18 protein-coding genes are annotated in these 21,449 nt (G+C 63.9%); 10 read left to right on the top strand and 8 right to left on the bottom strand.

What is annotated here, in order from left to right:
- Nucleotides 1–177 precede the first annotated feature (177 nt).
- The 4 genes from GY769_04950 to GY769_04935 all read left to right on the top strand — a co-directional run bounded on the left by GY769_04950 (nucleotide 178) and on the right by GY769_04935 (nucleotide 5,731).
- Nucleotides 178–1,410: an NAD(P)/FAD-dependent oxidoreductase gene (locus GY769_04950; protein MCP4201265.1), complete on the top strand. Its 1,233-nt coding sequence runs from the start codon at nucleotides 178–180 to the stop codon at nucleotides 1,408–1,410.
- 420 nt (nucleotides 1,411–1,830) lie between these two features.
- Nucleotides 1,831–2,625 (top strand): pirin, encoded by a 795-nt coding sequence (locus GY769_04945; GenBank protein MCP4201264.1) that lies wholly within the window; start codon nucleotides 1,831–1,833, stop codon nucleotides 2,623–2,625.
- Nucleotides 2,626–2,816: 191 nt separating this feature from the next.
- Nucleotides 2,817–4,322 (top strand): lactonase family protein, encoded by a 1,506-nt coding sequence (locus GY769_04940; protein MCP4201263.1) that lies wholly within the window; start codon nucleotides 2,817–2,819, stop codon nucleotides 4,320–4,322.
- A 581-nt stretch (nucleotides 4,323–4,903) separates the two neighbouring features.
- A complete protein-coding gene (locus GY769_04935; protein MCP4201262.1) occupies nucleotides 4,904–5,731 on the top strand; it encodes a pirin in 828 nt (275 codons plus the stop codon).
- 65 nt (nucleotides 5,732–5,796) lie between these two features.
- On the opposite strand, the gene GY769_04930 is transcribed toward GY769_04935, so the two are convergent.
- On the bottom strand, nucleotides 5,797–6,288 hold the full coding sequence (locus tag GY769_04930; GenBank protein MCP4201261.1) for a hypothetical protein: 492 nt from the start codon (nucleotides 6,286–6,288) through the stop codon (nucleotides 5,797–5,799).
- Here GY769_04930 and GY769_04925 point away from each other — a divergent pair.
- On the top strand, nucleotides 6,271–6,993 hold the full coding sequence (locus GY769_04925) for an isoprenylcysteine carboxylmethyltransferase family protein (GenBank protein MCP4201260.1): 723 nt from the start codon (nucleotides 6,271–6,273) through the stop codon (nucleotides 6,991–6,993). The two genes, GY769_04930 and GY769_04925, sit on opposite strands and share 18 nt — an antisense overlap.
- 1,621 nt (nucleotides 6,994–8,614) lie before the next feature.
- Here the strand turns inward: GY769_04925 and GY769_04920 are convergent.
- Both GY769_04920 and GY769_04915 read right to left on the bottom strand, forming a co-directional pair.
- Nucleotides 8,615–9,553 (bottom strand): homocysteine S-methyltransferase, encoded by a 939-nt coding sequence (locus GY769_04920; protein MCP4201259.1) that lies wholly within the window; start codon nucleotides 9,551–9,553, stop codon nucleotides 8,615–8,617.
- Nucleotides 9,554–9,586: 33 nt separating this feature from the next.
- Entirely contained in the window at nucleotides 9,587–10,432 is an 846-nt protein-coding gene (locus GY769_04915) for an NAD(P)H-binding protein (GenBank protein ID MCP4201258.1), read from the bottom strand.
- Between the two features lie 774 nt (nucleotides 10,433–11,206).
- Between GY769_04915 and GY769_04910 the strand changes: the two genes are divergently transcribed.
- Nucleotides 11,207–11,794 carry a type II toxin-antitoxin system HicB family antitoxin gene (locus tag GY769_04910; GenBank protein ID MCP4201257.1) on the top strand — a complete coding sequence of 196 codons (588 nt, stop codon included), beginning with the start codon at nucleotides 11,207–11,209 and terminating at the stop codon, nucleotides 11,792–11,794.
- 57 nt (nucleotides 11,795–11,851) lie between these two features.
- Here the strand turns inward: GY769_04910 and GY769_04905 are convergent, their stop codons facing one another.
- On the bottom strand, nucleotides 11,852–12,205 hold the full coding sequence (locus tag GY769_04905; protein ID MCP4201256.1) for a nuclear transport factor 2 family protein: 354 nt from the start codon (nucleotides 12,203–12,205) through the stop codon (nucleotides 11,852–11,854).
- A 59-nt stretch (nucleotides 12,206–12,264) separates the two neighbouring features.
- Nucleotides 12,265–13,122, bottom strand: a complete 858-nt coding sequence (locus GY769_04900; GenBank protein ID MCP4201255.1) for an AraC family transcriptional regulator — start codon at nucleotides 13,120–13,122, stop codon at nucleotides 12,265–12,267.
- 175 nt (nucleotides 13,123–13,297) lie between these two features.
- Here GY769_04900 and GY769_04895 point away from each other — a divergent pair, with 175 nt between their 5' ends.
- From GY769_04895 to GY769_04885, 3 genes are all read left to right on the top strand, one after another.
- The gene (locus GY769_04895; GenBank protein MCP4201254.1) at nucleotides 13,298–13,822 is read left to right on the top strand and encodes a hypothetical protein; all 525 of its coding nucleotides are present in this window, start codon (nucleotides 13,298–13,300) and stop codon (nucleotides 13,820–13,822) included.
- A gap of 107 nt (nucleotides 13,823–13,929) precedes the next feature.
- Nucleotides 13,930–16,053, top strand: coding sequence for a TonB-dependent receptor (locus GY769_04890; GenBank protein MCP4201253.1), 2,124 nt, complete (start codon nucleotides 13,930–13,932; stop codon nucleotides 16,051–16,053).
- Between the two features lie 85 nt (nucleotides 16,054–16,138).
- Nucleotides 16,139–16,468, top strand: coding sequence for a hypothetical protein (locus GY769_04885; GenBank protein MCP4201252.1), 330 nt, complete (start codon nucleotides 16,139–16,141; stop codon nucleotides 16,466–16,468).
- Here the strand turns inward: GY769_04885 and feoB are convergent.
- From feoB to GY769_04870, 3 genes are all read right to left on the bottom strand, one after another.
- Nucleotides 16,465–18,714 carry a ferrous iron transport protein B gene (feoB, locus tag GY769_04880; GenBank protein MCP4201251.1) on the bottom strand — a complete coding sequence of 750 codons (2,250 nt, stop codon included), beginning with the start codon at nucleotides 18,712–18,714 and terminating at the stop codon, nucleotides 16,465–16,467. The genes GY769_04885 and feoB overlap by 4 nt on opposite strands.
- On the bottom strand, nucleotides 18,711–19,763 hold the full coding sequence (locus tag GY769_04875) for a DtxR family transcriptional regulator (GenBank protein MCP4201250.1): 1,053 nt from the start codon (nucleotides 19,761–19,763) through the stop codon (nucleotides 18,711–18,713). Before GY769_04875 ends, feoB begins: the two co-directional genes overlap by 4 nt.
- 169 nt (nucleotides 19,764–19,932) lie before the next feature.
- Complete coding sequence (locus tag GY769_04870) at nucleotides 19,933–20,460, bottom strand: DUF1858 domain-containing protein (GenBank protein ID MCP4201249.1); 528 nt, start codon at nucleotides 20,458–20,460, stop codon at nucleotides 19,933–19,935.
- A gap of 318 nt (nucleotides 20,461–20,778) precedes the next feature.
- Here GY769_04870 and GY769_04865 point away from each other — a divergent pair.
- The coding region (locus tag GY769_04865) for a pirin (protein ID MCP4201248.1) at nucleotides 20,779–21,449 on the top strand (671 nt) is incomplete at its 3' end.

Genomic DNA, 21,449 nt, shown 5'->3' with positions numbered 1-21,449 from the left:
CCCGCGACCCAAAGAGTGAGAGCCTTCTGCGACCGGGTTACCATGTAGCTGGCCTCGCGAGGGCCTTCCCTCCAACGATCTCGAAAGACGCACGATCACCCAGGAGCACGTACAAATGAACGACCACTTCCGCCCGGGAAGCCGCCAGCAAGCTCGAGCACCGACTGGCCGCTACCTATGAGTGATCCCTACGATGTCGTGATCATCGGCGGCGGGCCGGCTGGCACGACGTTGGCCACTCTGGTCCAGCGCAGAGGTTACCGCTGCCTGATCCTCGAGCGTGCCACCTTCCCTCGGTATCACATCGGTGAGTCGCTGATCCCCGCCACCTACGGCACCCTGGATCGTCTTGGCTTGCTGCCCAAGCTCAGGGCCTCGAGCTTTCCGGTCAAACACAGTGTCCGGTTCGTCTCGGCGGATGGCAGGCGGTCGACCCCCTTCTACTTCTCCGAGACGATCGACGGTGAGGGTGCACGGACCTGGCAGGTCGAGCGCTCGGAGTTCGACGAGATGTGTCTGGACAACGCTCGAGGAAGCGGCGTCGGGGTCCGCACCGGTACGTCGGTCAGAAGCGTTCGGTTCGAAGACGGTCGTGCGGTCGGCGTTCGCGCGCGAACCGCAGGGGCGGATCCGTACGAGATCGACTCACGCGTGGTGGCTGACGCTTCCGGCCACGCGGCGGTCATCGGCTCCCAGCTCGGCTTGCGGTCGTCCGTGCACGGCCTCGAAAAGGGCTCGCTCTGGGGTTACTACAAGGGTGGCAAGCGTCTGGCCGGCATCGATGCCGGCGAGACGACGATCTTCACGATACCCCGTGGGGGGTGGTTCTGGTACATCCCGCTACCGAACGATATCGTCAGCGTCGGTATCGTCGACGACCCGCGCCACCTGTTCACGGGCGAGAGCAATCGCGAGCAGTCCTTCCTTCTCGAGAGCGAGGCGTGTCGCCCGCTGCAGGAGCGCCTCATCCAAGCGGAGCGGGTCGGTCCGATCCGCGGCTCCCGGCGGCTGGCCTACGTGAATCGGCAGACCTGTGGTGATGGATGGCTGATGCTCGGTGACGCGCGGGCCTTCCTCGATCCGATCTACTCTTCGGGCCTGTACCTGGCCTTGGCGTCCGCTGAGCTGGCAGCCGGCTGCGTATGCGAGGCTCTGGCTGAGGGCGATTGCTCCGTTTCCCGGTTGGATCGTTTCGAGCCGCCGTTGATGGCTGGGGTCGACGTCATCTGGCGACTGATCCTCGCCTTCTACGACACCGAGTTCAGTTTCAGGGCCTTCCTGCAGCGCTTTCCCGAGCAGCGCGGCGCGCTCATTAACTGTCTCGTGGGCGACGTGCTCGACAAGGACCTGTCGGAGTTCAAGAACGCGCTGGCGCAGATGACCGTTCCGCCACAAGCCGGCTTGTCCTAACGGGCAGACTGGCGTCCCCAACGGGATTTGCTACGAAGGGCAGCGATGCAATCGCTGGCCCGACCTCCAACCATCCCGGAGGGTTCACCACTTCCGCAACGGCAGTGGTGTCCCCAACGAGAGAGATTTGGAACACCGTTTTCGCCCAACTCGAATCCTTTAACTCATTGAGGAACATGAGCTTAGCCGCGTGAGGCTTTCGCCCTGACGCGTGCTGACAACTGTCCGCATCGCCTCGGGCAGGTCCTCGAGCCGACCCTTTGGAACACCCCGGATCGCGCTCGGGGACAGGATAGGGAGGTCGGTCGGGAGGGACTTCCTGTCCCCGTTCGTCAGCAGCGCTCCAAGACAACCAGGCTCGCTCAGGAAGCCCTCGCAATCGAGGCCGAAGAAGCGCGCGCGGCCGGCGCCCTCGGCTTCATGGCCCGGATCCTCGTCCAGGCCACCCTCCCCCACAGCCGGCCCCACAAAGGTCCCAACCCGCATGAGTTCGAGCGTGTCAACGGCCGCTTTACCCTCTACATGAACGCGCCGCCCTCGATCGGGCTGCCCTACGGCTCGTATCCGCGGCTGGCGCTTGCCTGGCTCTCCACCGAGGCCGTCCGGACCCGGAACCGCGAGATCGAGCTTGGCCCGACCTTCTCGAGCTTCATGTACAAGCTGGGGCTTACGCCTGTCACCGGCAAGCGCGGCACCACCTCGCGTCTCCGTGATCAGCTCCACCGGCTTTTCTCGACCACGATCCGTTGCAGCTACTCGGACGAGGCCGAGGGGCATGCCGCGGGCGTCGGCTACACCATCGCCCACAAGCACCAGCTCTGGTGGTCGCCTCAAGACCCCGAGCAACGCCCGCTCTGGAACTCGGTCGTCGTTCTGAGCACCGAGTTCTACGACGAGCTCGTTACCCACGCCGTACCGATCGACCTTCGAGCCCTCAAGGCGCTCAAGGGCTCGCCGCTCGCCCTCGACATCTACTCCTGGCTCACCTACCGGATGAGCTACCTGAGGAGGCCATGCCTCATTCCCTGGGAAGCGCTGCAGACCCAATTCGGCGCCGACTACGGGCGGACCCGGGACTTCAAGAGGAAGTTCCTTCGCCACCTGGCCGACGTCCTCCAAGTGTACCCAGCGGCGCGCCTCTCCGAGCAACCGACCGGCCTATTGCTCCGAGCGTCGCAGACTCATCTCCCCCGCATTTCGTCCAGCCGCCGCTGAAGACTGATCCGGTCGACCACACCCCGGAGGTTCCGCAGGTCGGGATCGCACCCGGCAGGCAGCTGTCCCTCTTCCCCCCACAATCGTCGCCTCTTGCGGCGGTCCGACACGGCAGTGGGTTACAATCCGCGCCAAAGAGAGACTCTCGACGGGCGCTTCGATAATCGGGTCTGCCGACCGAGCCTGCAAAGGTGAAGAAGCGCCAGGCGCTGGAGCGGGTAACGGCAATGCAGAACGTGCGGATCGCAACACTGGTAGTCGTGCTGTCGGCGGGCTCCGTACCGCTTGGCGCTGACTTCCCGGTCATCTTGCAGGCGGTCTGTGATGTCGACCTGCCGACCTGCGAGCCCGCAAGTGGGATCCAGGGCCTCCGTGGCGTCCGGCAGGTGGCTCTCAGCCCCGATGGCAAGCACGCCTACGCGGCTGTCGCTCTCGACGATGCCCTCATCGTCTTCTCGATCCACTCAGCGACCGGCAAGCTGACCTTCGTCGAGTCGTTCTTCGACACTGACGTCGGTATCGACGGCCTCGACTCGGCGCGCAGTCTGGCGGTCAGCCCGGACGGCAAGAACGTCTATGTCGCCGCGCTGGTCGACTCCTCGATCTCCTGGTACGACCGGGACTCAGGGACCGGCAAGCTGACCTTCAACGCAATCATCAAGGACACCGACGTGGGGATCGACGGCCTGGGCGGGGCGCACGCGGTGGTGGTCAGCCCCGACGGCGAGCACGTCTACGTGGCGGCGCGTAGCGAGGACGAGGTCTCGGTCTTCACGCGCGCCGGCGCCACCGGCGACCTGACGTTCCTCGAGATCGAGGACGACGGCGTTGGTGGCGTGGACGGCCTGGATGCCGCCGAGGCGCTGGCTCTCAGCCCCGACGGCGAGCATCTCTACGTGGCCGGCGAGAACGACAACGCGGTCGCCGTGTTCGAGCGCGAGACGGCCGCCGGCGCCAACTTCGGCAAGCTGACCTTTCTCGAGGTGGAGAGGGAGGGTGTCGGCGGTGTCGATGGGATGACCGGCGCCAACGGGGTTGCGGTCAGTCCCGACGGCGACAACGTCTATGTGGCGTGCGAACGCACTGGGGGCGGCGGCGACTGGGCCGCGGTCTTCACCCGGGACGACAACTCCATGTCCGGGACCTTCGGCGAGCTGACTTTTGTCCAGGATCTGCAAGAGGAGGACTTCGGCACCGCAACGACCGGCATCTTCGCCTTCTGCACGGGGGTCGGCCCGGACAACTCCGGAGTGGCGGTGACCCCCGACGACAGCCAGGCCTATCTGACCAACCCCTTCCGCGGCACGGTGGCGGTCTTCGACCGGAGCGTCGTCGACGGCAGCCTGACCCTCTCGGACTCGATCTGCGACCTGGGGTTCGGCACCGAGGGACTCGCCGGGACCGTCGCCATCAGCCTCAACGCCGACGGCAGCCGCGCCTATACCGCCGCCTCCTCATTCGAGACCGTGAGCGTCGTGTGCACCGATCCGGACGACGATATCGATCTCTCCGATGCCGGCACGGTGAGCGTGGATACGACCGAGATCGGCTGCAACTCGATCACCGCCGGCGGCGACATCAGCGGCTACATCGTCGACAACGGGGCCGAGGTCGTGTTCGTGACCTCAGAAGCGATCCTGACGAACGGCTTCGAGGTGCTCGACGGAACGTTCATCGTCACCGATCGGGATCCCTGATCCAGACTCGCCCCCTGTTCGCCCGGAGGTCGAGCAGGAGGGCGCTCCCAATCCAGTCAAGGGAACAAGGGAGCAAGAACCGGTGGCGAATCGACGATCACGAAATCGACAGCCTTTACCGCGAAATCGAGAAAGCTGTCCATTCGCTCCGAAGCCAATAGCTCATCTCGCTCGCCGGCCATGCGGGAGAGACTCGTCGGCCCGTTCGACCGCCGAGTCCTTGTCGAACCGCGCGGGTTCCAAGTGACCTCATTGGGGCACCCCAACTTGAGCACGAGAATTGATATAAGTCGTTTAGTTGCAGTAGTTTACGACGCAATACTGGCGTCCCCAACGGGAGAGATTTGGAACACCGTTTTCGCCCAACTTGAATCCTTTAACTCACTGAGGGACATGAGCTTAGCCGCGTAAGGGGTACCGCCCTGACGGGTGCTGACAACTGTCCGCATCGCCTCGGGGAGGTCTTGGAGCGGACCGTTTGGAACACCCGTCCCAAACGGCGCACCAAGTCCCAGAAGCTCGCTCAGGAAGCTCTCGCGATCGAGGCCGAGGAGGCTCGCGCGGCCGGCGCCCTCGGCTTCATGGCCCGGATCCTCGTCCAGGCCACATTGCCCCATAGCCGACCGACGACGCACGAGTTCGAGAGGGTCAACGGCCGCTTCACTCTCTACATGAACGCGCCGCCTTCGGTCGGGCTGCCCTACGGCTCGTACCCGAGGCTCGCGATGGCCTGGCTCTCGACCGAGGCCGTCCGAAGACGAGAGCGCGAGATCGAGCTCGGCCCGACCTTCTCGAGCTTCATGTACAAGCTGGGCCTGACGCCGGTGACGGGCAAGCGCGGCACGACCTCACGCCTGCGCGGCCAGCTCCACCGGCTCTTCTCCACCACGATCCGCTGTAGCTACTCCGACGAGACTGAGGGCCACGCCGCCGGCGTCGGCTTCGCCATCGCGCACAAGCACCAGCTTTGGTGGTCGCCGCGCGATCCCGAACAGCGGCCCCTCTGGAACTCTGCCGTCGTCCTGAGCTCAGAGTTCTACGACGAGCTCGTTGCCCACGCCGTACCCATCGACCTCCGCGCTCTCAAAGCCCTTAAGGGGTCGCCCTTGGCCCTCGATATCTACTCCTGGCTCACCTACCGGATGAGCTACCTGCGGAAGCCATGTCTCATCCCGTGGCAGGCACTCCAGACACAGTTCGGAGCCGACTACGGGCGACTCCGGGACTTCAAGCGGAAGTTCCTCGGCCACCTGGGCGACGTCTTACACATCTACCCGGCGGCGCGCGTCTCGGAGCAGCCTACGGGCCTCCTGCTCCGACAGTCACCGAACCACGTCCACCGGATTCGCGACACGCGTGATAGACCATCTGAGGCGCGACCACCAACATCATCACGGCGCTGTAGATGACTGTCTTCCAGAGGATGCCGACCGCTGCGACCGGCAGACATCGAATCGCGTTCCGAACCGCGAGACTAGAAAGGGAACCCGAAGTTCAGCCGATACGAGGAGAGGCCGTCGCCCCAGAGATAGGCCAGTCCGAGGCGTGGCAACTCGCGGCCCCAGACCGAAAGTCGAGGCCGGGTTCCAACCGTCAAGCCGACCTCCAGCTGATCGGTCACCGTGAACGGCTCACCTCTGAACGGCAATAACTCAACTTCTGGAAGGAACCGGCGCACGATGAGATAGGCGCCCGGATCGCCGGCCTTCCCATGGACCTGAAATCTTTCCAGCCACCGCAGCTCGATCCCGCATTCGGCGACTCCGTAGGAGTCTCGAACAGCCCCATCCAGGAGGCCGAAGCCTTCGTATTCGAGAGCCGCCCCGATGCGAATCTCGTGCGACCGGCGAGGCACCAGCCAGAGACTCTTCACCCCCGTCTTGTAGAGAAACGCCTCGAGGTCACCCGAGGTCTCGCTCCCCAAGCCAATCTCGATGTAGGGTCTGAGTTGCCACTCCTCGCGCACGAGGATCTCGAGCTCGACTCCCGGCGTGAAGGAGACCGTCTCGACACTCTGCTTCAGCTCCCGGCCGGTCCTTCCGCGATTCACTTTCTGCAAGTCGAGGGAACGCCAGTACCGTTCAATCCGCCTCCCGAGGTGGTTGATACCGGACCCTACCGCTACGTCAGGAATCCCATGGTCACCGGCGTCTTCGTCCTTCTCTTCGGCCTCGGCTTTGCCTTCGACTCCATCGCACTCGTGTGCCTCTTCACGCCACTCTATGTGCTGGCCCACGCCTGGGAGCTAAAAGAGATCGAAGAGCCGGAGCTGGAGAGACGGTTGGGTGAGGAGTACATCGAGTATCGAAACAGGACTCCGATGTTCATTCCCAGGCTCGGCCTTCCTACTATCAGCAGTACTCCGTTTGCTACGCGATACCGTGGGTCTTCTTACCATTCGTGGCACTTCTTCTCAATCGCACGGATTCGGGACGAAAGCAGCATTGGAGCGATACCGGTTGAGCCACCTGTGGTGATCAGAACCCTGGGGTCAAGGGTCGAGGACTGCTGCCTTTCCGAATGCGGGAGGATGAAAGATCCTCGGATGGGAGTCATCCATCGCGATCCAGCGCAGAGAAGGATCTTCCAGGGCTCGGTCAAAACAGAAACGCGCAGTCTTGGGCCTGGCGTCGGGCATCCGGTCGAGCACCTCGACCGACATACCCGATAGCTGTCTGCGCCACCCGACCGGCATCACCTGGTCGGGGTTGCGAAACAACCGATCGTGGGTCAGGAAGAGATAGCCCTCCGTAGGGGTGACGTCGAGGCAACGCCCGCTGCTGCGTCTGACCGTGACCCCAAGGGCACCGCTGGCCAGCACGCGTATGGTAGGAACCGAGCGATCGGCGTGCCGACGTGATGCCTGTATGTTGCCACCCGCCCAGAAGGCAGCTCTGGGGTTGACAAAGACCCACGTCCGGCGCTCTGCCCAGGGTAGCTGGTCGAGCGCTTCCTCTTGGAGATCCATCGCCCTGGGGAGGACCAAGGACATTGCGAAAAGCGCAAGGGGAGCCAGGACCAGGTGCATCGCCACGAGAGATCGCCGACCTAGCATCGACCATCGGCCAGGGCGTAGCTTGGCGGATTTGTACCAATCTTCGAACGCGATGCCCAAAACCCCGGCACCACCTATGCCGACGAACATGAGCGCGCGGGTGAAAGATCCCAAGGAGAGCGCCGGAGGAAGGCTGAGGAGCATGCCGATGACCCAAAAGCGCGTCTCCGGACGCTTCCAGCGGGGAACGATCAAGGCACGCACGACGGTCCACACGATGAGAGAGGCGACCACGACGAAGATCGCCCGAGCAACCTCGTCGCGGTAATGGAACGTCTCGAGTGCGAGCGGCAGGGTGACAAACTGAGCAGCGAGCAAGAGCACCGCTCGGGGTAGCGCGAGGATTAGGTAGCTCCCCAGCTGACTGAGGGGGTCGAGATACTGCCCCGAGCCATGTACGCCGTATCCCAGTGCGCGATAGGTGATCAAGTAGACCAGCGCGATCGCTCCATAGGGCAGCAGGGGCCCGAAGCGAGCTGCGGTTCGTTGGCGTTTTGACGCGGACCACTCGCTCGAATAAACCCACTGATAGGCGACAAAGTACGCCAGCACGGCGATGGCCGCCTCCGCCGCGAGCAGCGCCGCGAGGAAAAGAGCAGGGCCCAGCACGGCGCCGGCCTTCCACCCGCGGCGACATCCTCGAACGTGGCACAGGAGAGCAGCAATCGCCAAGGCCCCGGCGACCAGGGCATTGCGGCCGGCCACCCAGACGAGCGGAAACGCGTGGCCTTCGTCCAGGGCAAAGGCCATAGCCGCGAATCCAGCCGCCAAGACGACGCCATGGACTTCACGGTAGAGCAGCGTAGCCAGCAAAACCAGTGCGGCACCCCACAGGAGGCTCTGGGCGTGGGCCAAGGCGGGCACATTCGGACCCAGTGCATGGTCGAGTCCGTGGGTCAGCTCGGTCAGCGGACGTGAGAAGCTGATCTGCAGGGTATCGCTGCTCCACCAGGGCAAAGTCCCCGCATCGACCATCGCGCGGACACGGGAAGGATCGCCGTCGACGAAGACGAACAAGCCGTAGGGGCTCACGGGCCCGTGTGCCTGAGCCTTTCCGGAGAGGATGTTCTGGTGCAGGTAATCGTCAAGCGAATATCCCGCATTCAGACTGGGCAGTACCAGCAGCACACACAACGCGGCTAACACCCAGGGCAGTCCGGGAAGCAGGGCGAGGGCTGCCACGCGAGCGGACATGGTCGGAAGCGAAATCACAGCATCGTCCGGTCCGCTCATCCGTTCACCCGGACAGGACGCGGGCGATCTCCGTCACGTGGCGCAGGTCCGTGCCGCAGCAGCCACCGAAGACGACGAGCCACGGCATGCGCTCCCTGAGCTCGGCGTAGCGGGTGGCGAGCTCGACGGGGTCTCCGTCGTCGAGGGTCTCGCGCCGGTCGAGCTCGGTGTGACCCAGCCGCGAGGCGTTGCAGCGGATGCCGCGGATACGGCGAGCCCAGGCCGAGTCCCCCAGCAGGTGGAAGAAGTGATCGGGGTGGGCGCAGTTCACCATGAAGTAGGCGGCCGCTCTCGAGGTGGCCTCGTCGACCTTCTGGATCGCCTCGGCCAGCGGCCGGCCGCTCGGTAGTGCGCCGTTTGTGTCCACGGTGAAGGAGACAACGATCGGCAGCTCGGCCGCGCCGGCAGCCCGAACGATGCCCACCGCCTCCTCCGCTCGGCCGAACGTCGCCGCTGTAACCATGTCGACCTCGGTCGCTACCAGCCAGCCGATCTGCTGCGCATGGTATTCCTCGGCCTGGTGCGCCGTGATCTCCGTGGCCGGCGAGTAGCTGTCGCCACGCGGTCCGATGATGCCGTTGAGGACAATCGGCTGCTCGTTGGCCGCGAACTCGTCGCGCAGTTGCGCGACGAAGGCGATCGAGTCCTCGTTGGCCCACCGCAGCTCTTCCCCGTTGCTGTCCAGATCGGCGGCCCACCAGGTGTGGGCCTTCCAGGTCTGGCCGTTGAGGATGAAGCCTGCTCCAACCTCATCCGCCAGGGCGAGGTAGGGGCGAAAGTAGTCGGCAATCGCCCAGCGGCCAGCCGCATCGCTCAGCAGTGTATGGGTCGCGAACTCCCGAATCTCGATCCCGTGGTTGAAGATCAGGTCGGTGTCGATACCCCCGTCAGTGAGGAAAAACCCGCCGCGAAGCTGGGGCAGCTCATTGCGATAGCGACTCACGACTTAAGCCCGTGTCTGGATAGGAAGCGCCCCCTACCTCGGGCTCCGCATTCGTAACCACTGTTCGAGCGTGGTCTGCGGAGCCCCCAAAATGGCATTGGCCTCGGTCGGGTCGCCCCGCTCCCCCACTTTCTCGAGATAGGAAACCATCTCGACCCCTATCCGCATCTGGGCGTTGCGGCTGAGCCGGGCGATCAGGCGGAGCATCCAGTACGGGGTACCGCGAAAGCTCTGGATCTCGGGGTGGAGGACACGGCAGTAGGACCGCTGCGCCTCGAGCACGGTCAGAGCCTCGGGTCCGTGCACGTAGAAGGACTTGTTGGCCGCTTCCGGGCGCCGGTAGCTTTCGACGACCATCCGAGCCAAATCCCGGACCGCCACGAAGTGCCAGCGTCGCTTTGGCTTGCCGAAGACGTAGACCCGACCGTCGCGCACGAAGCGCGCCAGCATCTCCATGAACCAGCCCGGGCGAAAAATCGTGTACTCAGTGCCGCTGGCACGGATCGCTTCCTCGGAGCGGAGCTTGCGATCCACCAGCGGGAACCAGCGGTTCTCCTCGCAGACCGTGACGCCCGAGATGTACGTGACGCGTTGGAGCCCCTGAGTGCGGGCCGCCTCCAACACCTGAATGACGCATTCGTGTTCATGGTCGTGGTCGATGCTGACGTGAACAGCGTCGCAGCCCCTGAGCGCTTTCTCGACATCGGCAACCTTCAGGGCATCGCCGGCGACAGCCTCGAACGGTTCGGCGAACTTGGCGCGGACGCGTCCAACATCTCGTGACATCACACGCACCGCAAACCCGACTTCACGCAAGCCGTTCGCAACGGGCTCTCCCAGCAAGCCTGTCGCGCCGATGACCAGGATTCGCTGTGCCATGTGCACCCTCCTTGCGTGCTTCCTTTTTCTTGCGGAGTCAGGCTTTCGCCTGGCCGTGCCTTTCTAGAGGCAAACACCAGGCTACGTCCTGGCTCGCCGAACCGTCGCCACCCCGCCGGGCGGGTCGGGCCTGCCAGGGACATCGGGAGGTCGTCCGGTCAGGCTGGTAACAGGGGTTCGAATCCCGTACGCGCACCCCAACGGTCTTCTCGGCGCAGTTAAACGGGAAGATCCGCCGTTTCGCCGGAACCGCCCACGGAAGCCTGTCAGAGGGCGAGCTATCAGGGAGGGTCCAGGACGAACATCATCATCACGAGCTAACCTTCCGCGGAAAGTTCGAGCGCGGGAGATTTCACGGTACTCATGCCGAGATCACCGGCGACCAATCGGTTTCCACCGGTACCCTGACGCTCCGCGAGCTTCTGGAGTAGCGTCTCAGAGACCCCGACGGGCTTTCTGAGTGGCACCTCTGAGCTGCCTCTTTGGAAGTGCCACGCGCCCCGGGAACACGGTGCGGTCGGAAAGGAACCCTCTAACGTCGGCGAAGTAGATGGTCCCCAACGGGAGAGATTTGGAACACCGTTTTCGCCCAACTCGAATCCTTTAACTCACTGAGGGACATGAGCTTAGCCGCGTGAGGCTTTCGCCCTGACGCGTGCTGACAACTGTCCGCATCGCCTCGGGGAGGTCCTGGCGCGGAGCGTTTGGAACACTCATCCCAAACGTCGCAGTAAGTCCCAGAAGCTCGCCCTCGCTTGGCTCTCGACCGAGGCCGTGCGAACGCGCAGCCGCGAGATCGAGCTCGGGCCGACCTTCTCGAGCTTGATGTACAAGCTCGGCCTGACACCAGTCACCGGCCTACTCGTGGCTGACCTACCGGATGAGCTACCTCCGGAAGCCCTGCCTCATCCCCTGGGAAGCGCTCAAGATTCAGTTTGGCTCGGACTACGGACGCCTGCGGGACTTCAAGAGGAAGTTCCTGGCCCACTTGGTCGAGGTTCTTTACGTCTACCCGGAGGCAGGACTCGCGAATCAGGACACAGGCCTACTTCTGAGACCATCCAAGTCCCATGTTCCTCGCAGGCTTTAATGAGTCTTCTGGTCAGGGCCTACGTAATGAAACTCAAGATCGTCCTAGAGCCAAGCGAAGAGGGCGGCTACACCGCCTATGTTCCAACTCTGCCCGGGTGCATCAGCGAAGGTGACACCGCGGAAGAGGCGATGGACAACATCCGCGAGACAATCGAGCTGTACCTCGAGCCTGTCGATGACGATCTTGCGGGCAAGGAAGGTCTCCAGGTCCACGAGCTGATCGGTTCCCCACTCCAGGGGTCTGACAGCGCCTGGCCGCGCTCGAGCTGATCCAGGTACACCCGGCCACGACCGGCTCGGCTGGCCACGGGGTCTCAGGCACGGGGCCTACTGCTTGGCGGCCTCGAGAAACGGCCGCGGGTCATAGATCGTCCGGATCCGCTGGATCTTCCCGCCGCTGAGCCAGAACCACTGCGAGTAGATGATCTCACTACCCATCATGTCCAGTACAGTGAGCGCGACGACGCGGTCGCGGTCGCCGACGATCTCCTCGGGCTTCGACTTCAACGGCGGCCCTTGGAAGGCGCGCAGCTTGGCGACGAACTCGTCGGCGCTCGAGGTACCCATGAGGGTGTCTTCGAGGACGAAGTCATCGGCGAGGATGGCGCGGAGCCGATCGAAGTCGGTGCCGTCGAGGGTGATCAGCTGGAGGTATTCGCGAACCAGGTCTTGGGAGGTCATTCACGCAAACTAGCGCGAAACCGCAGGGTTCCGCTTTCCCGTTCTTGCGGAGTTTCTGCTCAGGGCTGCTGGGGGCGCAAGGCGATCGAGCAGTCGACGTCCCAGGCCGCGTCGTCGAGGACCTCGGGAGTCCGTCGAAAGCGCTTGAGCGCTGGGAGATCGGCGGGCTCGTGGTCGGAGCCGGGCAGCCAGACGGTGTAGAGGTAATCCCAGGCGAGGGCGACCTGCATCAGGCTGGTGCAGTGAATCTCGACCGCCTCGACCCCCGGGAGTTCGCGGACGGCGATGTTGCCGACCGGCTCGAAGTCGGGACCGACGACCAACCCGAGGTCGTAGGTCACCCGCTCGAGCGGCGTGCTCTTCTCCGAGTCCCAGCTCGAGCCGATCAGTGCGCGATTGCGCCAGCCCTCGACCGCCGCAAGGAGCGTCTGGTAGCCGGCCGCGAGCCGGCCGCCACGCCACGGGTCGCGGACGGTCAGGTAGGCGAGCCGGCAGGGGTCGCGCGAGACGACCAGTGCCGGAGCCGGGGCCTCAGCGCCCGCGCGCCGGGCGTCGACCGCGATGTCCGGGGCGCCGTCGAGGCGGCTCTTGCAGTCCCAGCTCGAGGGCGAAACCCCGTAGACCCGGCGAAACACCCGCGAGAAGTCCGATGGCGTGTTGAACCCGACCTCGAGGGCGATCGACGAGAGCGAGCGCTCGGGAGCCGCGCGTATGAGAAACACGGCGCGCTCGAGCCGCGCCCGTCGGGCAAACGCCGCGAGGGTCTCGCCGGTCGCGGCGCGGAAGATCCGGTGGAAGTGATACGGCGAGAAGTGGGCGACCTTGGCGAGCTTTTCAAGCGATAGGTCGGCCTCGAGGTTCGAGCGGATGTGTTCGACGACGCGGCCGATCCGACGACTGTAGTCGCTTGAGCTCACCTGGGCATTCAATCAAAGTTGCGAGGCGAGGCCGATCAGTTTAGAGCCCGACGCCCAGATCGCCCGGCTGCGTTATCTGCTCGATGCAGGTCTCCAAGCCCCACGGTTCAGGCAACTGGATCGCCGGCGCCGTGCGTCGAATGGCCTTCGACACCGCATCGCCCGACGGCGGCGGATGTTCATACCCCCGTCCCTCTCATTCAGCAGGGCCGGGAACATCCGCCAGCTGCTAGCCCCGGCCAGGCAGGCGGGCTCTCCAGCCGGAGAGTCTCTCGCTGCCGCTGGCGTCGGCTACACCATCGCCCACAGGCACCAGCTCTGGTGGTCGCCTCGAGATTCCGAGCAGCGGCCCCTTTGGAACTCGGTTGTCGTCCTCAGCTCCGAGTTCTACGACGAGCTCGTAGCCCACGCGGTGCCGATCGACCTCCGCGCTCTCAAAGCGCTCAAGGGCTCGCCGCTCGCCCTCGACATCTACTCCTGGCTGACCTACCGGATGAGCTACCTCCGGAAGCCCTGCCTCATCCCCTGGGAAGCACTGCAGATCCAGTTCGGTGCCGACTACGGACGCCTGCGGGACTTCAAGAGGAAGTTTCTGACGCACCTCAGCGACGTTCTCACCGTCTACCCAGCAGCGCGAATCTCGGAGCAGGTGACAGGGCTGTTGCTCAGAGCCTCGCCAACCCACCTACCTCGGCGGTAGGCAGACACCTTGGAACGGCCCTCTTGCCCCGAGGAGCAAAGGCCGTTGGTGAGGGCGCCACGGTACAGTAACGAAGCCCGAACGAGAGCGAACGAGAGACACAAACAGTGACAAGACCGCGTGAGTCGCAGACCTGCAAGCTCCTCCTCGCCGGAGTGCTGCTAGCCGTCCAGCTCACGGAGGCACCCGTCGCGCGGGCCCAGAACGAAGAGGAGACCCCAGGCCAGACAGAGAGCAAAGAGAAACCCGAAGCCGAGTTTCGCCAGGAGATCGTGGTGACCTCGACACATCCGGAGCTTCCCTCGGCGATCGAGATCCCAGGCAGCGAAATTCAGGCAGTGTCCGACCAGGACCTCGCCGAGGCGATGCGGCGTCAGGATGGCCTCGACGCCATTCGACGAGGACCGGTCAACCTCGATCCGAACGTCCGCGGACTGGTCGAGACCGAGGTGGGCGTCTTCGTCGACGGCACACGGACCTTCGCGGCCGGCCCCGCGCGCATGGATTCGGATCTTAGCCACGTCAGCCCCCACATGGTGGAGCGGATGCAGGTGGTCAAGGGTCCGTATGCGCTGGCCTGGGGCGCGGGCACGCTCGCTGCCATCAACCTCGAGACCTACCGACCGACCTTTGGCACCGGTGGGTTCAATGCCCGAGGAGGGGTCCGCTACAGCGACAACGCGTCCAGAACCGACACCTTCGGCGGCATCTGGGGAACCGGTGACAGCTGGCGCTTCAACCTGCTGCTCAATTCGCGCCAAGGGAGCGACTACGAGGACGGCGCCGGTAACCAGATTCCTGGAAACTACGAGTCCAACGAAAGTCGCCTCAACTTTGGTTTCCAGCCCAACAAAAGCATGGTAATCGATTTCCTGATCGGTTATCAGGAACAGAGCGACATCGACTATGCGGGCCGGATCCTCGACGCGAGCTACTTCTACACACGCTCCTACGGCATCGATCTGACCTGGAACCCGGCAAACGACAACATCACGGAGGTCTTCGCACAGGTCTACAACAACCGTAAGGACCACTTGATGAACAACGATGAGAAGCCGACCGCCCAGCCGAACCCGAATCGAATCCCACCGTTCGGCATCGACGTGGATCTGCCCACGGAGTCCAACACGGCGGGCGCGAGAGCGCACGTCAGCTGGGGCGACGGGGAGTGGAGCTGGAAGGCCGGGGCCGACTTCTACACAGTCGACCAAACCGCCACCCGAAGCATCGCCCGGCGTGACACCGGCTTCGTGGTTTTCAGCGATATCGTCTGGCCGGCTGCGAAGATCGAGGATCTCGGAGGCTACTTTCAGGGCGTCTATCGCCAGGACGACTTCGAGCTCGGTGGCACTCTCAGGGCGGATCTCGTTGACGCTTCGGCGGGCGAGGTCTCGAACTTCTTCGCGGACAACACGCGTGGCGCGCTCGATCAGAGTGAGACCAACGTCAGTGTCGCCTTGAGCGCCCGTTGGGGTCTGTCGGACAACTGGGCGTTGACCGCCGGTGTCGGTCAGGCGGTGCGAACAGCCAGCGTGCTCGAGCGCTACTCCGATCGCTTTCCGTCGGCCAAGTTCCAGGTGGCGGCCGAGTTCATGGGTGACCCCGGCATTGAGCCCGAGACCGGTCGGCAGCTCGACATCGGACTGCAGTACGTCGCATCGAGGTTGACCTTCACGATCAACGGCTTCTATCGGGTGATCGACGACTACATCACAGTGATGCCGGATCCCGATCTGCCGAGGCGACTGCCGCTAAGTCCGCCGGTGGTCTTTCGCTACATTACCGGTGACGAAGCCGAGGTGGTCGGCGGCGAGTTCCAGCTTACCCACGCGGTAAGTGACTGGGTGAGCTGGCGCGCCGGCATCAGCTATCTGGACGGCGAAGACACTTTCTTCAATGAGCCGCTCTTCGGCCTGCCTCCACCGTCGGCGCGCCTCGGCGTCCGTTTCGGACCGCCGAACGAGCGCTACTGGCTCGACCTCGGCGGCCTGCTCGTGGACGCCCAGGACGACGTTGCGGCCTCCCGGTTGGAGCAACCGAGCGCGGGCTACGGTGTTGTCGATCTGATGGGTGGGTACCAAATCGGCAACGGCCTCAACCTCCGACTGGGGGTCGAGAACGTGGGCGACAAGCGGTACGTCAACCATCTCAACTCGCTCAACCCGTTTACCCGGGATCGGATCCCGGAGATGGGGCGGAACATCGTCGTCGCGATCGAGTACAGGCCATAGGACGACAGTGCGTGGGAAACGCCCGAGTTAGCTAGAGCCACGCTCCCCCGGAACGGTTCCAAGTAACTCCCATTAGGGCACCCTAATCGTCGGCCTCCCCTACGGCTCCTATCCTCGTCTTGCGCTCGCCTGGCTCTCGACCGAGGCGGTCCGGACCCGGAGTCGAGAGATCGAGCTCGGTTCGACCTTCTCGAACTTCATGTACAAGCTCGGGCTGACACCGATCAGCGGCAAGCGCGGAACGTCCTCACGCCTCCGTGATCAGCTCCACCGGCTCTTCTCCACCACGATCCGCTGCAGCTATTCGGACGAGGCCGAGGGGCACGCCGCCGGCGTCGGCTTGCAGATCGCCCACAGGCACCAGCTCTGGTGGTCGCTGCGGAGCTCGAATCCTGAGCCGAGGCTCGGCTGCTAGAGAGCGGTGACGATCCTCCACACCTGAGCGACGAGGAAACAGGTTGCAAAGCCCATCGCCAACGGCAGGAGTGCGGAGATCGTCGTCCATTTGGCGCTCCTGGTCTCTTTCCAGATCGTGTAGAGGGTCGTCGAGCACGGATTGTGGATGAGACTGAAGAGCATGAGGTTGACCGCCATCAAGAGCGTCCAACCGCCGGCACGTAGAAGCTCGGCGGTGGCTACCTCCGAGTCGAGCTCGAACATGACGCCGGTTCCGGCGCCGATGCCATCTGCGCCGAGCACCAGAACGGTGAGCATCAGAATCGTCGGGATGACGATCTCGTTGGCCGGGATGGCAATGATGTAGGCGAGAAGAACCATTCCCGACAGACCCAGAAGGAATCCGAGCGGTTCGAGGGCAAGGATGCTCCACTGAGCGAGACTCGAATCGTTCACGGTGATGTTGGCAAACAGCCAGATCGCAGCTCCTGCTGGCAGTGCAAAGATCACTGCCCGCCACAGCACGATCAACGTGCGATCGATGATCGAGTTGTAGAGAGTGCGCAGAATCCGGGGCGGCCGGTACGGCGGCAGCTCGAGGTCGAAGGTCGAGACCTCGCCGCGCAGGATCGTCCGCGACAGCAGCCATGAGGTGACGAATGTGAGCACCACGCCCAGAACCGCGATCGCGACGACCGATAGCGCCGAGAGGAAGCCGGCGAGGTGCGCCGGCACCAGACCGCCGACGAAGATCGAAGCAATCAGGATCTGCGTCGGCCAACGGCCGTTACAGAGGGCGAAGTTGTTGGTAATGATGGCGATCAAGCGCTCGCGTGGCGAGTCGATGATGCGGGTCGAAAGGATGGCCGCTGCGTTACAGCCCCAGCCCATGCTCATGGTGAGAGCTTGTTTGCCGTGGGCGCCGACCCGCTTGAACAGTCGATCCAGATTGAAGGCGACGCGCGGCAGGTAACCGAAATCCTCGAGCAACGTGAACAGCGGAAAGAAGATGGCCATCGGCGGCAGCATCACGGCAACGACCCAGGCTGTAGCCAGGTACATGCCGTCGACCAGAACGCCGTCCAACCACCAGGGAAGCCCGATGGCGGCGGCCCCAGCCTTGAGCAGAGGATGGATGGTGTCAATCAGCAGGGTCGCCAGCATTGCCGACGGGATGTTGGCGCCAGCGATGGTGACCCAGAAAACGACGGTCAGAATCAGAAGCATCAACGGGAAACCGAAGGTACGGCTGGTCACCAGGCGATCCAGAGTCCGATCCCAGTCGAATCGAGGCTTCTCTCCGCTGCGGGTGACGGATCGGTCGGTCAACCGAACGGCTTCGGCGTAGATCGACTCCATGAGCTTCTGGTGGAAGTCCTTGCCTACCTGCCAACGTAGCTGACGGGCAGCCGCCAAGAGCGGGTGTCGAGACGATTCGCCGGCGCGGGCCGGGAGGTCAGTATCTTCGTGATCGAGAGCTAGCGTTTCGGAGCTCTCCTGCAGTTCGCCGAGCGCGCCGCTCTCGACTGCCTCGCCGATCCTGGGATCGCCATCGAGGAGTCGAAGGGCTACCCACTGAGCGTTGGAGAGGTCTGGGTAGTGATTGCGAATCGCCGTGGAGTGGTGGCGGACGGCTCGCCCGAGAGCAGGCGGGCGACTTCCCGCGCGGTGCGGTTTGCACACGGTCGCGCCGGTCGCGACTTCGCGAATGGCAGCCAGAAGCTCCTGCAAACCCTCACCGTATCGCGCTGTCGTCGGAACGACCGGAACACCGAGATCACGAGCCAATCGCCGTTCGTCGATCAGGAGACCGCGCCGCCGCACCTCGTCCATCAGATTGAGACAGACGACGGCGCGATCGGTGATCTCCAGAACCTGGAGCACCAGGTTCAAGTTGCGCTCGAGCCGGGTCGCATCGACGACAATGACGGTGACGTCCGGCTTTCCAAAGAGGATGAAATCGCGGGCAATCTCTTCGTCGAGACTTGCCGACAGAAGCGAGTACGTTCCGGGAAGATCGACGAGTTTGTAGCGGTCGGCGGCGGCGGAAAAACCGCCTTCGGCGCGAACGACCGTTTTTCCGGGCCAGTTGCCGGTGTGCTGCCTCAAGCCCGTCAGCGCGTTGAAGACGGTACTCTTGCCGGTGTTGGGATTGCCCGCCAGAGCCACCACGTAGTCGAAGTTCTCCATGTCCACGCCCAACTTGACGAGGTTGGGGAGGTGATGGGCCGGACAGGTCGCGCAATCCGCGCCGGCGTGACTCATGATGCGATGGCCTGTTCCGACGGCCTGCGCTCAATGCGAATCTGATCCGCCTGCTCGCGGCGCAACGCGATGACTGCCCCGCGGATGCGGTAGCCGACGGGATCGCCCGAAGGGCTGCGTATCTCGGTGCTGACAACGGTGCCGGGGATGACACCCAGATCTAGGATGCGTCGTCGTGCCGATCCCCTGAGCTCCGGCGACAGCCCGATCACCGTCCCGCTCTCGCCGATCGCGAGCGCGGAGAGCCTCTCAAAGGGACCCAGCATGTCTTCTTTCTTGGGAAGGACCTGCACCGACAGATTGGCGGCGAAGATCGGCGCCAGGACGTGCTCTTCGGCGTCCGCTTCGAAACGAATCCGCTGCGGCGACGATTCCGAAACCCGGATGCGCATGCCCGGATGGAGCCCCTCCGCCAGCAGCTGGGCGTAGATCGCGGCCGGCTCATCCTCGACATGGACGATCTCGGCCAGCTCGCCGACAGGCAGCTCATTCAGGGGCTTGCCCTGGGGCGCCACGATCTCGCCGCCGGCGGTCGGAATCGGGTCGCCGTGCGGATCGTAGCGGGGGTGTCCCAACCGGGCCGCGAGGGCGTTGGCCTCCTCGGGGCTGGTCTCATGCTCGCGAAGCTCGGCCTCATTATGCCAGGCCTCGGGCTCGAGGCCGGTGTGATCGGAAAGGAATCGCTCCCATAAGCGATGGCTACGAACGATCCGCAGCGCGTAGCTTCGTCCGCCGGCAGTGAGCCGGTACCCGCCCTCCACCCCGGTGACGAGCTCGCGTTCCTCCAGCCGGTGGAGGATCTCTGCAGCGCGATTACCGGAAACCGCAAGGGCCCCGGAGAGGCTCTGGAGGTTGGGCACCCGGGCCTTGTACTCGCTATCGAACAGGTGCTTGAGCGCGTCTTCGATGAGGACCTTTTCAGTGGCGCGCAGGGCGCGCAGCCAGCGCCAGAGAAGACCGCGCGCGGGCCAGAAGAGGACGACGGCAGCGGCGGCGAACACCACCGCGACCGCCAGCGCCTGCACCGATTCCACAAGTTGAGTATTCACGAGCGACTTCCTCGAAAACCCCGAAGGGGAGCTTTGCCCTACGGCCAGAGCATAGCAACGGAATCGGCTGGAAGCTCGAGGCTATTGCGGATCGCTACGATGTGGGTGCTTGGGCCGAAGAGGTTGTGGACGCTCCTCTCTGACAACTCCCGCGGTTTGGTGTCCGACGTCAGGGGGTCGAGATGTAGGTCTTGATCAGCTCGGCGCCTTCGCGAACAGTCCAGACGCGGTAGCCCTTCTTCCTGATGATGTCGATCCCGGGAGCCGGGAGAAAGTTCGTGACCAACACCAGAATCTGGCCCGGCTGCAGCCGCTTGGCTTCCCCCATAACCGTGGTGAGCGGCATGGTCTCGGGATCGACCTGCCGCTCGTCGATGGAGTGCACCACTCTCGCCGGATCGAACCACTCGGGCCGATCACCGAAGTAGGCGACCTCGACCGAGGTCGAATCCTCCTCGATCGTCTCCTGGCCGATCGCTCGTCGCAGGGCATTGACCACTTCTCCGACCGACAAACCTGCTACCGCCGCCGCCTGCCTCAGGGAGGCGACCCTCGCGACGCTCTTCCTGAGAATCGGATTCTTCAATTTCTTAAAGGGCGGAGCCATGGCAATGAGCACATCCTCCAGCTCCGGATAGTGGTCGAGCAGTGTCGCCACCTTGGTGTCGGGATCGATGGAAAGACCTGCCTCGCTCATGAGCGTGAACCTCTATAAACTACGCTATGCAGAAGCGACCGCTCAGTCAAATCAACTGATGGTCTCTTCGAATGAGTAGAACAGTTCCTGGCCGCCCAAATCGCCCCGAATCCTTTAACTCACTGAGGGACATGAGCTTAGCCGCCTGAGGCTTTCGCCCTGACGCGTGATGACAACTGTCCGCATCGCCTCGGGGAGGTCCTGGACCGGACCGTCTGGAACACCCGTCCCAAACGCCGCAGCAAATCTCGGAAGCTCGCTCAAGAAGCCCTCGCCATCGAGGCCGAGGAGGCCCGCGCGGCCGGCGCTCTCGGCTTCATGGCCCGGATCCTCGTCCAGGCTACCTTCCCCCACAGCCGGCCCCACAAAGGTCCAAACCCGCACGCGTTCGAACGCGTCAACGGTCGCTTCACTCTCTACATGAACGCTCCGCCGTCGGTCGGGCTCCCCTACGGCTCGTATCCGCGGCTCGCCCTGGCCTGGCTCTCCACCGAGGCCGTTCGAACGCGGAGTCTCGAACTCGAGCTCGGCCCCACGTTCTCGAGCTTCATGTACAAGCTCGGCCTCATGCCTGTCACCGGCAAGCGAGGGACGACGTCGCGCCTACGCGACCAGCTCCACCGGCTCTTCTCCACCACGATTCGGTGCACTTACTCCGACGAGGATGAGGGTCACTCCGCTGGCGTTGGCTACACCATCGCCCACAAGCACCAGCTCTGGTGGTCGCCGCGAGATCCCGAGCAACAGCCACTCTGGAACTCGGTCGTCGTATTGAGCTCTGAGTTCTACGACGAGCTCGTCGCCCACGCCGTGCCGATCGGCCTCCGCGCTCTCAAGGCTCTCAAGGGCTCACCGTTGGCCCTCGACATCTACTCGTGGCTCACGTACCGCATGAGCTACCTCCGCAAGCCGTGCCTAATCCCCTGGGAGGCTCTGCAGACCCAATTCGGCGCGGACTACGGACGGCTGCGGGACTTCAAGAAGAAGTT

The organism is bacterium, from assembly GCA_024224155.1.
Taxonomy (GTDB): domain Bacteria; phylum Acidobacteriota; class Thermoanaerobaculia; order Multivoradales; family JAHEKO01; genus CALZIK01.
Note: the sequence above shows the minus strand (reverse complement) of the source record. Positions and strands in the feature narration are given on the sequence as shown.